General features: G+C 69.5%; 10 protein-coding genes and 2 tRNA genes. 3 read left to right on the forward strand and 9 right to left on the reverse strand.

Going from position 1 to position 12,042, the window contains the following annotated elements:
- Window positions 1-12: 12 nt before the first annotated feature.
- The 5 genes from EJ913_RS26080 to EJ913_RS26100 form a co-directional block, all read right to left on the reverse strand.
- Complete coding sequence (locus EJ913_RS26080) at window positions 13-1,476, reverse strand: DHA2 family efflux MFS transporter permease subunit (RefSeq protein ID WP_127003456.1); 1,464 nt, start codon at window positions 1,474-1,476, stop codon at window positions 13-15.
- 126 nt (window positions 1,477-1,602) lie between these two features.
- The gene (locus EJ913_RS26085) at window positions 1,603-2,343 is read right to left on the reverse strand and encodes an aspartate/glutamate racemase family protein (protein WP_127003458.1); all 741 of its coding nucleotides are present in this window, start codon (window positions 2,341-2,343) and stop codon (window positions 1,603-1,605) included.
- A 2-nt stretch (window positions 2,344-2,345) separates the two neighbouring features.
- Entirely contained in the window at window positions 2,346-3,125 is a 780-nt protein-coding gene (locus EJ913_RS26090; protein ID WP_127003460.1) for an enoyl-CoA hydratase/isomerase family protein, read from the reverse strand.
- Between the two features lie 39 nt (window positions 3,126-3,164).
- Complete coding sequence (locus EJ913_RS26095) at window positions 3,165-3,386, reverse strand: hypothetical protein (protein ID WP_127003462.1); 222 nt, start codon at window positions 3,384-3,386, stop codon at window positions 3,165-3,167.
- Between the two features lie 42 nt (window positions 3,387-3,428).
- The gene (locus EJ913_RS26100; RefSeq protein ID WP_127003464.1) at window positions 3,429-6,260 is read right to left on the reverse strand and encodes a PAS domain S-box protein; all 2,832 of its coding nucleotides are present in this window, start codon (window positions 6,258-6,260) and stop codon (window positions 3,429-3,431) included.
- 340 nt (window positions 6,261-6,600) lie between these two features.
- On the opposite strand from EJ913_RS26100, the gene EJ913_RS26105 reads away from it, so the two are divergent.
- The 3 genes from EJ913_RS26105 (at window position 6,601) to EJ913_RS26115 (ending at window position 8,388) form a co-directional block, all read left to right on the forward strand.
- The gene (locus EJ913_RS26105; protein ID WP_127003466.1) at window positions 6,601-6,840 is read left to right on the forward strand and encodes a hypothetical protein; all 240 of its coding nucleotides are present in this window, start codon (window positions 6,601-6,603) and stop codon (window positions 6,838-6,840) included.
- Entirely contained in the window at window positions 6,840-7,058 is a 219-nt protein-coding gene (locus EJ913_RS26110) for a hypothetical protein (protein WP_127003468.1), read from the forward strand. The genes EJ913_RS26105 and EJ913_RS26110 overlap by 1 nt, the downstream gene beginning before the upstream one ends.
- A gap of 94 nt (window positions 7,059-7,152) precedes the next feature.
- Window positions 7,153-8,388, forward strand: coding sequence for an argininosuccinate synthase (locus EJ913_RS26115; RefSeq protein WP_127003470.1), 1,236 nt, complete (start codon window positions 7,153-7,155; stop codon window positions 8,386-8,388).
- 235 nt (window positions 8,389-8,623) lie between these two features.
- Here EJ913_RS26115 and EJ913_RS26120 read toward each other — a convergent pair.
- The 4 genes from EJ913_RS26120 to EJ913_RS26135 all read right to left on the reverse strand — a co-directional run bounded on the left by EJ913_RS26120 (window position 8,624) and on the right by EJ913_RS26135 (window position 11,624).
- Window positions 8,624-8,698, reverse strand: a tRNA-Gly gene (locus EJ913_RS26120).
- Between the two features lie 168 nt (window positions 8,699-8,866).
- A tRNA-Gly gene (locus EJ913_RS26125) sits at window positions 8,867-8,941 on the reverse strand.
- Window positions 8,942-9,034: 93 nt separating this feature from the next.
- Window positions 9,035-9,670 (reverse strand): pentapeptide repeat-containing protein, encoded by a 636-nt coding sequence (locus EJ913_RS26130; protein ID WP_238521116.1) that lies wholly within the window; start codon window positions 9,668-9,670, stop codon window positions 9,035-9,037.
- A gap of 70 nt (window positions 9,671-9,740) precedes the next feature.
- Entirely contained in the window at window positions 9,741-11,624 is a 1,884-nt protein-coding gene (locus EJ913_RS26135; RefSeq protein ID WP_127003472.1) for a methanol/ethanol family PQQ-dependent dehydrogenase, read from the reverse strand.
- Between the last annotated feature and the right edge of the window lie 418 nt (window positions 11,625-12,042).

The raw sequence follows: 12,042 nt of genomic DNA on the forward strand, positions 1-12,042 counted from the left end.
GCGGCACCGCGATCAATCGGCGGCGTCGGACAGCGAGGCGACCTTGTGGGCGGCGTCCCGCGCCGCCACCGCTTCCACCGCCACCGCTCCCCGGCGGTGGCCGCTGATCTCCGATCCGGCGTCGGCGGGCAGCCCCAGGAAGAACAGGCTCGACGCGCAGGCCATCAGCCCCACCGTCAGGAAGGCCGGGACGAAGTCGGTCGCGGTCAGCGCCCCGCCGGTCCATTGCGTGGTCAGGTGCAGCGCCGTGGCGCCGACCGCGACGCCCAGGCTCAGCGAGAGCTGCTGCATGACGTTGGCCAGCGTGTTGGCGCGGCTGGTCGCCGGCTGCGGCACCTCGGCGTAGGCGAGGCTGTTCAGCCCGGTGAACTGGAGCGAGCGGAAGAAGCCGCCCAGCAGCAGCGCCCCCAGGATCAGCGCGTGCGGCGTGTCGGGGCGGAAGGCGCCGTAGCCGGCCAGCACCGCCCCGCTGACCAGCGCGTTGATCGCCAGCACCCGGCGGAACCCGGCCCGGCGCAGGATCGGCCCGGCCAGCGCCTTCATGGTCAGGGCGCCGGCGGCGCCGGCGAAGGTCAGGGCGCCGGATTCGAAGGCGGTCAAGCCGAAGCCGATCTGCAGCATCACCGGCATCAGGAAGGGCACGGCGCCGATGCCGATGCGGAACAGCGTCCCGCCCAGCACCGAGGCCCGGTAGGTCGGCAGCCGGAACAGCGACGGGTCCAGCACCGGCCTCGTCATCCCCCGGATGTGGCGCAGGTACAGCCACGTCGCCCCCAGCGCGACGCCCAGCAAGGCGGCCACCGCCAGCGGCGGCATCAGGTCGCGCCCGGCGTTCTCGAAGCCGAACATGAAGGCGGCGAGCGCCACCGCGCTCAGCATGAAACCGGTGCCGTCGAAGGGGTCGCGCTGCTCCTCGCGCAGGTTGGGGATCAGCTTCAGCACCAGGGCGATGCCGATCAGCCCGATCGGCACGTTGATGAGGAAGATCCAGCGCCACGAGGCGTAGGTGGTGATCGCCCCGCCGACCAGCGGCCCCAGCGCCGGCCCGATCAGCGCCGGCAGGGTCATCCGCGCCATGGCCTGGACCAGTTGGTCCTTGGGCACGGTGCGCAGCAGGATCAGGCGCCCGACCGGGACCATCATCGACCCGCCGATGCCCTGGACGATGCGGGCGCCGACCAGTTCGGGCAAGCCGTTGGACAGCCCGCACAGCACCGAGCCCACGGTGAAGACCCCGATGGCCGAGGCGAAGACCGTCCGCGCCCCGAAGCGGTCCGCCGCCCAGCCGCTGACCGGCAGGAACACCGCCAGCGCCAGCATGTAGGAGGTCATGGCGAGGCTGAGCCGGAGGGGATCCTCGCCCATCGACCGCGCGATGCTGGGCAGGGCGGTGGAGATCACCGTCGCGTCCAGATTCTCCATGAACAGGGCGCAGGCGATGATGAGCGGAACGATTCGGGAAAAGCTTGGGGGCATGGGGACCGCGGGCTGGGGGATCGGACCGGACGCAAGACGGGACCGCCTCCCGAATGTGAGGCGATTCGCCGCGTTGACCACCGCCGATCCGAAAACCCAGTCATGCGCGCGCCGGCCGGCGCGCCCTCACCCCTGCGGGGCGGCGAAGGCCACGGCGGCGGCCGTGTGCAGGCCGGTGGTGTCGAAGAACGGGAAGTCCGGCCGGTCTGGCTGTTCGATCAGCAGGAAGATCTCGGTGCAGCCGAGGATCACGCCCTGGGCGCCCCGGTCGCGCAGCCCGTCGACGATGCGCAGGTATTCGGCCTTGGAGTCGGGGCGCAGGTCGCGGCGGACCAGCTCGTCGAAGATGATGCGGTCGACGACGGTCTGATCGGCCTCGTCCGGCGTCAGCAGGGACACGCCGAAACGGTCCTGGAACCGGCGGCGCAGCGTGTCCGATTGCATGGTCGCCCGCGTGCCGAGCAAGGCCACTTGCGTCAACCCGGCGGCGCGGATCGCTTCGCCGGTGGGGTCGGCGATGTGGATGAAGGGGGTGTTGCGCGTCGCCATGATCGGCTCCACCACCTTGTGCATGGTGTTGGACATGCACAGGATCACGTCGGCCCCGGCGCGCTCCAGCGCGTCCACCTTGCCGGCGAGGTAGCGCTCGGCGCTCTCCCAGTCGCCCTGGCGGATGAAGTGCTGGATGTTGCCGAAATTGACGCTGACGATGACGATCTCGCCGTTGTCCCAGCCGCCGTAGCGGGCGTTCAGCCCGGCGTTGAGCAGGCGGTAATACTCGGCGGTGGCCTGGTCGCTCATGCCGCCGAGGATGCCGATGGTCTTCTGCGGCAGGGGGCGGGCCAGGGGAGAGGGGGTGTCCGTCATGGTCAGTGGCCCTTGAAGATCGGGGTGCGCTTGTCGAGGAAGGCGCGGTAGCCCTCGCGGAAATCCTCGGTGCCGAAGCAGCGGTAGCATTCGGCGATCTCGGCCTCGGTCAGCGGAGCCGGGTCGGACAGGCGGCGGACGAAGCGCTTGTGCAGCGTGGCCGCCAGCGGCGCCCCGGCGGCGATCCGCTCGCAGGTCGCGGCGATCTCGGCGGGGAAGGCCTCCTCGGGCACGACGCGGTGGACGAGGCGCTTCTCCTTCGCCTCCCCGGCGCCGAAGACGCGCCCCTCCAGCAGGATCTCCAGCGCCGCCGGGCCGCCCGCGACCTCGTGGACCAGCTTCAGCTCCGGCAGCGCCATGGAGATGCCGAGCCGGCTGACCGGCACGCCGAAGCGGCTGTCGGCGGTGCAGACCCTCAGGTCGCAGGCCAGCGCCACCGCCAGCCCGATGCCGCAGCACGGCCCTTGGATCGCGGCCAGCGTGGGATGGCGCAGGGCGCGCAGGCCGTTCAGACCCTCGTCCATCAGCAGCCCGTAGGCGGCGCCCTGCTCCGGGCTGTTGCGCTCGCTCGCGAATTCGGAGATGTCGGCGCCAGGGCTGAAGGACCGTCCGCCGGCCCCGCGCAGCACGACGACGCGCACCGAAGGGTCGGCCTCCAGCGTCTCCAGATGGCCGATCAGATCGTGCCACATCGGCTTGTCGAAGGCGTTCAGCTTGTCCGGGTTGGACAGGGTCAGCGTCGCGACGACGCCCTCGACGTCCAGGGTGACGGTGCCGGGCATGCGGTCTCTCTCCTGCGTTTCGGTGCTGGGGGGCTGCGGCTAGCCGGCCGACACGCTGTTGTCCTTGCGGCGGGAGAGCTGCACCTGACCGTCCAGGCATTTGACGTAGCCGGTCTTGCCCGGCTTCAGCCCGTCGAGGATCGTCACCAGCGCGCGCGGGATCGCGGCGAACTCCTTGGAGCCGCGCGACTGGCCGTTGTAATGGGCGACGTGCTGGCGCAGCGCCTCCTTGGACACCGGCTTCCCGTCGTTTCCGATCATGGCTGAGTTCCCTGTGGCTGGCGTGGCGTCGGTCGCCAGGAGTTACGCCGGTTGCGCGGTTTCCGCAACCGGCAGCCGCCCGACCCGTGACGCCGGAAACAGGACCGTCACGGTGGTTCCCCGCCCCGGCTCGCTAACGACGTTCAGCGATCCGCCATGCAGCCCGACCAGCTCGCGGCTGATCGACAGGCCGAGCCCGGTGCCGCCGAAGCGCCGCGCGATGGAGCTGTCAGCCTGATGGAAAGGCTGGGCGATGGTCGCCAGCGCCTCCGGGGCGATGCCGATGCCGGTGTCGCGCACGGCGATGAAGAACTCTCTCCCGCCCTCCTCGCCGGAAGCGCGCAGACCGGCGGTCACCTCGACCCGTCCGCCCGGCGGAGTGAACTTCACGGCGTTGGAGAGCAGGTTCAGCAGCACCTGCCGCAGCGCGCGTTCGTCGCCGAACAGCATCGGTGGGTCGAACGGCGTCGCCACCGTCAGGAACACCTCGCCGCGCTCCGCCGACAGGGCCGAGAGCGCGCGGCAGCTTTCCAGCGTGCCGGCCACGTCGATCCAGCCCTCCTCCAACGTCATCCGCCCGGCCTCCAGCTTCGACATGTCGAGCACGTCGTTGATCAGGTCGAGCAGATGGCGCCCGCTGTTCTGCACATGGCGGGCGTATTCGTGGTAGCGCGGGCTGCCCAGCGGGCCGAACAGTTCGTGCAGCATGATCTCCGAGAAGCCGATGATGGCGTTCAGCGGGGTGCGCAGCTCGTGGCTCATGGTCGCCAGGAAGGCGCCCTTGGCCTGGTTGGCGGCCTCCGCCAGCTCCTTGGCGGCGGCCAGCCGCTCGGCGGCCTCGACCCGGTCGGTGATGTCGCGCGACAGCAGCAGCACCATCGGCCGGTCGCCGAAATCGGGGGCCAACGTCCGGGTGCGCCCCTCGAACCAGTGCGGCCCACCGGCCAGCGTCAGCGGGTACTCGACCCGTTGCGGCTGGCCGCTTTCCAGGGTCTGCCGCAGCGCGGCGAGCAGGATGCCGGCGGCCTCGGCCGGCAGCACCTCGTCCAGCCGGCGGCCGAGCATCTCCTCGATCGGGCAGGCCAGCAGATGGGCGGCGCTGGCGACGGTCTCGCGGTAGCGCCCCTCGTCGTCGAGGATGAAGACCAAGTCGGGCAGCGCGTCGACCAGCGCCGACAGGCGGCTGGTGCTGGCGCGCAGCGCCTCCTCGGCCAGACGGCGCTTGGTCACGTCGCGGGTGACGCCGAGATACAGACCGTTGTCGAGCCGCACCGCGTTGACCTCGGCGCGGACGATGGCGCCGTCCTTCCGGCGCAGCGCCATCTCGCCCCGGAACAGGCCGGTGGCCTCGACCGCGCGGAAGCCGGCGAGGCTGGCCGCGCTCAGCGGGTGGTCGCGGGCGACCAGATCGGACACCCGCATCGCCAGGATCTCGGCCTGCGAGAAGCCCAGGGCCCGGCAGGCGGCCGGGTTGACGTCGATGAAATGGCCGCGCTCGCCGCTGATGAAGAACCCCTCCATCGCCGCGTCGAGGTAGGAGCGCAGCCGCGCCTCGCTGTCGCGCAGGCTGTCCTCGGCGCGCTTGCGCTCGGTGATGTCGCGCGCCTCGATCACCATCAGCGTGACGGCGCCGGCCTCGTCGAAGATCGGCTTGATCGACACGTCCATGACGCGGACGCCGTCCTCGGTGACGATGTCGGTCTCGTAGCGCACGAAGCGGCCCGACGCGGCGGTCTCGATGGATTGGCGGAACTGCGCGGCGATCCCGTCGTCGCGCGCCCAGCCCCGGAACTCCCAGGCCGGGCGCCCGATCACCAGGGCGGGCGGCAGCCCGGCCAGCGCGCAGGCCGGCTGGTTCAGCGCCACCACCGTGCCGTCGGGCGCCAGCAGCCCCATGACTTGGAAGCTGCTGTTGAACAGCGCCTGGGACTGGCGCTCGCTGGCGCGCAGAGCCTTGGTGGCGTGCTCCAGCCGGCCCAGATGGCGCAGCAGCAGGACGGCCAGCAGGATCAGCACGGCCGACAGCGCCGCCGTTTCCAGCCCGCGCTGCCACAGGCCGGCCCGCCAATCCGCCAGATAGTCGTCGGCACCCAGCCGGACCAGGACGAAGAGCGGCAGCCCCTCGACCCGCCGCACGGTGCCGGTGCGGTTCCGGCCGTCGAAGGGCGAGAGGCCGGTCAGCGTGTGAGCGCGCAGGGCGGGGTCGAAGCGCGGGATGTCGGCCGCCATGGCGTAGGGATCCGCTTCCAGCCTCTCGGAACGCCGCGACGTGGCCAGGACCGCGCCGTCGTTGCGCCACAGCGTGATGAAGCCATGGGCGCCGACGTCGAGCGACGCGTAGAAGCCGGCGAAGCGCCGCAGGTCGATCACGGCCGCCGCGACGCCGCCGAAACCGCCGCCCGGCTCGTTCAGCCGCCGGCTGACCGCGATCCGCCAGCCGCCATCCGGGCCGTCGCGGAAAGGCGTGGACAAGTGGACCCCCCCGTTTCCGCCGTCGCGGTGGGCCTCGAACAGGTCGAACCCCGCGACCGAGGCCAGCGACAGGGTGCCCGAGGCGTAGCGCACCAGCCCGGTGGCGTCGGCGACCAGCAGGCTGCGCACGGCGGGCAGCGCGTCGGCCGGGTGGGTCTCCCCCAGCGCCGGCTGGCCGTTCGGCGGCGTCGCGGCCATCGGTTCCCCGACGCTGTCCATCAGGGCCAGCACCGCCTGGTCGGCCGAGCGCACGGTGTTGGCCGCGTCGGCCTCCAGGGTCAGGGCCAGATTGCGGGTCTGGCGCAGGGCGTCCTCGACCGCGCGGGTGCGGGCGCGCTCCAAATCCTGGTAGGCGACGGCCGCGAAGCCGCCGATCACCGCCGCGAGCAGGGCGATCCGCAACCCGACGGCCCGGCCCGGCAGGCCGAACGGTCGCCGTCCGGACCGCGGCGGTCCGCCGGAGGCTCCAATCCCGTGTTCGGGCCCGTGTTCAGGGGTGTCCGCCAAGAAAATTCCACCACCGATGGCGCCGGGTTCCGGCCCGGATCGCTTGCGCGGGGAGTGTAGCACGCGTCCCCGCCCGATCCAGCCGTTCCGCCCGGAATCGGGGATTCCCCCAGGCGGCGGAAGCTCGGGCCGGACGGTTGGGAATGCAAACTTTGCCTCGACAAACGCCGGTGGGCGCGCTTCTCTCGCGCGGTGTCCTTGGGCCGGGGTCGGCCGCGCAGGTGGAGAGGGTTCGTTGCCGGAGTTCCTTCAGGAGATCGTCGCCAGCCCGCTGTTCGGGCTTCTGCTGTTCGATCTGGCCATCGTCTGGCCGCTGTGGCGCATCCTGCGCCGGGCCGGGCTGTCGCCCTGGTGGGCGCTGCTGGCGCTGATCCCCTTCGGGCTGGTACCGGTGATCGGCGTGCTGGCCCACAGCCGCTGGCCGGTGCTGCCGGAGCGCCGGAAGCCCGTCGTCAAAGCCCGCAGGAGCGTGTGATGGCCTTCATCAACGATCTGGAGCCCTGGCAGTTCTACCTCATCATCTCGCTGGTCATGACCTACAGCATGGTCGCGGGCGGCTGGGTGCTGGCCAAGGCGGGGCGCAGCCCGCTGTGGGTGCTGCTGCTGCTGGTCCCCTACGTGAACGTCCTCGCCTTCTGGGTCTTCGCCTACATGCGCTGGCCCTTCGTGGATCCGGCCGAAGGCAAGGACTGAAACCGGGCCTCGGATGCGGGTGCGGGACTTGAAGGCGGGTGGGAAAGGCCGTACGGTCGCGGCCTCACTCCCTTTATCCGTAATGAGCAGTCCCATGAGCGGCGCGTCCAAGAAGCAGGTCAAGAAAGTGGTGCTCGCCTATTCGGGCGGCCTCGACACCTCGGTCATCCTGAAGTGGCTTCAGGAAACCTACGCCTGCGAGGTGGTGACCTTCACCGCCGACCTCGGCCAGGGCGAGGAGCTGGAGCCGGCCCGCAAGAAGGCCGAGCTGCTGGGCATCAAGCCGGAAAACATCTTCATCGACGATCTGCGCGAGGAGTTCGTCCGCGATTTCGTCTTCCCGATGTTCCGCGCCAACACGCTGTACGAGGGCACCTACCTGCTCGGCACCTCGATCGCCCGGCCGCTGATCGCCAAGCGCCAGATCGAGATCGCCAACATGGTCGGCGCCGACGCCGTGTCGCACGGCGCCACCGGCAAGGGCAACGACCAGGTCCGCTTCGAGCTGGGCTACTACGCGCTGCGTCCGGACATCACCATCATCGCGCCGTGGCGCGAGTGGGACCTGAACAGCCGCACCACGCTGCTGGACTACGCCGAGAAGAACCAGATTCCGATCGCCAAGGACAAGCGCGGCGAGGCGCCCTATTCGACCGACGCCAACCTGCTGCACATCTCGTACGAGGGCAAGGCGCTGGAAGACCCGTGGGTCGAGCCGGACGAGGACATGTTCACCCGCTCGGTCTCCCCGGAGAAGGCGCCGGAGACCCCGACCTACATCGAGGTCGATTTCCAGAACGGCAACGCGGTGGCGATCAACGGCGTCGGCATGACGCCGGCGCAGATCCTGACCGAGCTGAACCGGCTGGGTGGCGAGAACGGCATCGGCCGCCTCGATCTGGTCGAGAACCGCTATGTCGGCATGAAGTCGCGCGGCATCTACGAGACGCCGGGCGGCAGCATCCTGCTGGTGGCGCACCGCGCGATGGAGAGCATCACGCTCGATCGCGGCGCCGGGCACCTCAAGGACGAGCTGATGCCGCGCTACGCCGAGCTGATCTACTGCGGCTACTGGTGGAGCCCGGAGCGTCTGGCGCTCCAGGCGCTGATCGACCAGACCCAGGACGTGGTGAACGGCACGGTCCGGCTGAAGCTCTACAAGGGCGTGGTGTCGGTGGTCGGCCGCAAGTCGCCGAACTCGCTCTACCGCATGGACTACGTGACCTTCGAGCAGGACAGCGTCTACAACCAGAAGGACGCGGAAGGCTTCATCAAGCTGAACGCGCTCCGCCTGCGCCTGGGCGCGATGGCCAAGCAGAAGCTGGGTTGATGTAAAGCCCTCTCCCGTCCCGGGAGAGGGAGGGGACCCGCGAAGCGGGGAGGGTGAGGGGCTATCGGGCGTGGGACTTAATCCATGTCCCTCTAGCCCCTCACCCTTCCCACGGCATCCGCCGTGGGCCCCTTCCCTCTCCCGGGGCGGGAGAGGGAGTATAAGCCCGAAAAAGCGAAGGGCCGGTGCGCTGATGCGCCCGGCCCTTTGTGCTTCGCTGTGCTGTCCCGCGACTTGGAGCGGGCGAAGGGATTCGAACCCTCGACCCCAACCTTGGCAAGGTTGTGCTCTACCCCTGAGCTACGCCCGCGTTCCCGTCGTCGGTGAGCGGCTTTTTACGGAGAAACGGCCAAGCTTGCAAGAGAAATAAGAGGCCTGCCAACACGAAAGACAGAACGTCGCCGGAAGCCCGAAAAAGCGAAGGGCCGGTGCGCTGTTGCGCCCGGCCCTTTGTGCTTCGCTGTGCTGTCCCGCGACTTGGAGCGGGCGAAGGGATTCGAACCCTCGACCCCAACCTTGGCAAGGTTGTGCTCTACCCCTGAGCTACGCCCGCGTTCCCGTCGTCCGGGAGCGGCTTTCTACGGAAAACCGGCCGCTCCCGCAAGAGGAAAAAGGCAGCCGCCCGCATTTTCCTCGAAAGCCGTCCTCACCAGTCGGTCGGGCAACCCCGGCAGCCGTCCATCAGCGCGCCCTGGAAGATGGCGAAGCGGATCTTGGTGCCCTCCATCACCGCGTTGGACAGGTTGGTGCTGGCAAGCTTGGCCTCCTGGAGATCGGCCCCTTCCAGGTTGGCACCGGTCAGGTCGGCCTTGTCGGCCTTGATCGCCTCCAGATTGGCGGCGGTCAGGTCGCTGCCGGTGAAATCGGCGCCGGTCGCCCGCGCCTGCTCCAGATTGGCGCCGCGCAGCCGGGCGCCCCCCAGCTTGGCGTTCTGAAGGAAGGCGGTGCTCAGGTCGGCCCCGTCCATGATGGCGCCGCGCAGGTCCGCGCCGCGCAGGTTGGCGTGGCGCAGGTCGGCCCGCATCAGGTTGGCCCCGCGCAGGTCGGCCCCGCCCAGGTCGATGCTGCGCAGGTTGCGGTGGCGCAGGTCGAGGTTCGGGCAGACGGCCTTGGGAACCAGCTTGCAGCCGGCCACCTCGGTCGGGCGCTCCTCCTCCCCGCCGCCGACCAGGGCCTCGGTCGATTCGCTGTCCGCCGCCAGCGCCAGCACGCCGGTGACGGGCGGGATCACGGGCAGGACCAAGGCGGTCATCAGGCACAGCGCGCGCAGGCTCGCGTTCATGAGAGGCTCTCCACAATTCCGGCAGGATGGGCGGGACGGCGACTAGCCGCCCCACCCGCTGGTCAGCGCGTCACTTGGCGCTGGACACCTTCACGTCCGACAGCTTGAACACCCAGAAGGACCCGCCCTGGGTCACGCGGGTGGTCAGGTCGGCCAGATCGCCGCCCCACAGCGGCACCGCGCCGCCGTAGCCGGTGGTGATGCCGACATACTGCACCCCCTCCTGCTCCCAGGTGACGGGGGAGGAGATGATGCCCGAGCCGGTCTGGAACTTCCAAAGCTCCTCGCCCGTCTTGGCGTTGAACGCCTTGACGTAGCCGTCGCCGGTGCCGGTGAAGACCAGATTGCCGGCGGTCGCCAGCGTGCCGGCCCACAACGGCAGCTCCTCCTTGTGTTCCCAGGCGATCTTGCCGGTCGAGGGGTCGAGCGCGCGCAGCGTCCCGACATGGTCGTTGAACAACTTGTGGATGCGGAAGCCCATGCCCAGATAGGCCGAGCCGGGGTTGTAGCCGACGTGCTCGGTCCAGTAGTCCTCCTTCCAATGGTTGGCGGCGATGTAGAACAGCTTGGTGTCCTCGCTGTAGGACATCGGGTTCCAGTTCTTGCCGCCCAGGAAGGGCGGGGAGACCTCGACCGCCTTGCCGCGCTTCTCCTCGCCCTCGGGCAGCGGCGGACGCTGGCCCTCGTTCTCGATGGGGCGGCCGGTCTTCAGGTCGATGCCCTTGGCCCAGGTGATGCCGTCGACGAAGGGATAGGCGGCCAGCACGCTGTTCGGCTTGTTGGGCTCGCCGCCGGCCGTCGCCAGCTTGGTGCGGTCGGTGACGTAGAAGAAGCCGTTGCGGTCGGCGTGGGCCGTCGCCTTGATCACCTTGCCCGTGGCGTCGGTGTAGTCGAACAGCACCAGCTCGTTGTTGCCGGAGAAGTCCCAGGCGTCGTTGGGGGTGTGCTGGTAGAAGCCCTTCAGTTCGCCCGTGGCTGGATCGACGTAGGCCTGCCCCGAGGTGTAGAGGCTGTCGCCCGGCCAGCGCGCCCAGCCGTTCCACGGCGCCGGGTTGCCGGTGCCGATGACGATGGTGTTGGTCTCCACGTCGAAGGTCGCGCTCTGCCAGGGCGCGCCGCCGCCGTGGTTCCACGCCTCGACCAGCTTGCCCTCCTTGTCGCGCGGCCAGGACGGGGCTTCCTTGTTGCCGGTGATGGTGCTGTCCTTGCCGTTCAGCCGGCCCATGTGCCCCTCGACCATGGGGCGCATCCAGATCTCCTCGCCGGTGTCGGGATCGCGGGCGAACAGCCGCCCGACCACGCCGAACTCGTCGCCCGAGGAGCCGTGGATCAGCAGCACCTTGCCGGTCTTCTGGTCCTTCACGATGGTGGGGGCGCCGGTCATCGTGTAGCCGACCTTGTGGTCGGCGAATTTCTGCTTCCACACCACCTTGCCGGTGTTCTTGTTCAGCGCGACGATCGAGGCGTCGAGCGTGCCCATGAACACCTTGTCGCCGTAGATCGCCGCGCCGCGGTTGACCACGTCGCAGCAGGGGCGGATGTCGTCGGGCAGGCGGTGGGCGTAGGACCACAGCCGCTTGCCGGTCTTGGCGTCCAGCGCGAACATGCGCGAGTAGGAGCCGGTGACGTAGATGATGCCGTCGTGCACCAGCGCCTGCGTCTCCTGCCCACGCTGCTTCTCGTCGCCGAAGGAGAAGGACCAGGCCGGGACCAGACGCGACACGCTGGCGGTGTCGATCTGCTTGAGGGTGCTGAAACGCTTGCCCTCGACGCCCATGCCGTACATCAGGACGTCGGTGTTCGTCTTGCCGTCCTTGGCGATGTCGTCCCAGGTGACGTCGGCGGCCACGGCCGGGGCGGCCAGGGTGGCGGCGCCCAGCAGCCCTGCGACGATGGCGGCGACGCTGGCGCCGAGCGAGAGGCGCGAGCGCGCCTTATGAGACCAAGGTGTCATGCGTTTCCCCCAAGAGGTTGGCCCGTTGTGTCCGGGCGATGGGCACGGGCGGGAACCCGCGCGCCGTCCGGCCAATCGACGCGAAGCATCGATGCACGGGCCGGCGCGCCGATGCGCTCGGGCGTCAAGAAATGGCGCTGTGCGGACAAGTCTTCGTCAGTGAAGATCGCGTCGAAATCCCGCATGATCCGACGCCGTTGTCTTGCAGGACCCATTGTTGGGAAACACCACAATCACCGCAATGCGACGTTGGGAGGATGAGGAATTGCCCGGCATGGGCGGGAAAGCGATCATGGGATCGACGGGAAGTTTTCCCGGCCACTGCAACCATGGTCGGACGATGGACCAATGGCGCCCGATCGCTTCGCGGCACTAACATTCCGACAAGTGGGATTATCCAGCCATGGTTGGCCCCCTC

It is taken from the genome of Azospirillum doebereinerae, from assembly GCF_003989665.1.
Lineage (GTDB): Bacteria > Pseudomonadota > Alphaproteobacteria > Azospirillales > Azospirillaceae > Azospirillum > Azospirillum doebereinerae.

What these genes read in the sequence shown, in the direction of transcription:
- EJ913_RS26095 (WP_127003462.1), bottom strand. Translation starts at nt 3,386, where the DNA reads ATGATCGGAAACGACGGGAAGCCGGTGTCCAAGGAGGCGCTGCGCCAG.
- EJ913_RS26090 (WP_127003460.1), bottom strand. Translation starts at nt 3,125, where the DNA reads ATGCCCGGCACCGTCACCCTGGACGTCGAGGGCGTCGTCGCGACGCTG.
- EJ913_RS26115 (WP_127003470.1), top strand. Translation starts at nt 7,153, where the DNA reads ATGAGCGGCGCGTCCAAGAAGCAGGTCAAGAAAGTGGTGCTCGCCTAT.
- EJ913_RS26085 (WP_127003458.1), bottom strand. Translation starts at nt 2,343, where the DNA reads ATGACGGACACCCCCTCTCCCCTGGCCCGCCCCCTGCCGCAGAAGACC.
- EJ913_RS26080 (WP_127003456.1), bottom strand. Translation starts at nt 1,476, where the DNA reads ATGCCCCCAAGCTTTTCCCGAATCGTTCCGCTCATCATCGCCTGCGCC.
- EJ913_RS26130 (WP_238521116.1), bottom strand. Translation starts at nt 9,670, where the DNA reads ATGAACGCGAGCCTGCGCGCGCTGTGCCTGATGACCGCCTTGGTCCTG.
- EJ913_RS26135 (WP_127003472.1), bottom strand. Translation starts at nt 11,624, where the DNA reads ATGACACCTTGGTCTCATAAGGCGCGCTCGCGCCTCTCGCTCGGCGCC.
- EJ913_RS26110 (WP_127003468.1), top strand. Translation starts at nt 6,840, where the DNA reads ATGGCCTTCATCAACGATCTGGAGCCCTGGCAGTTCTACCTCATCATC.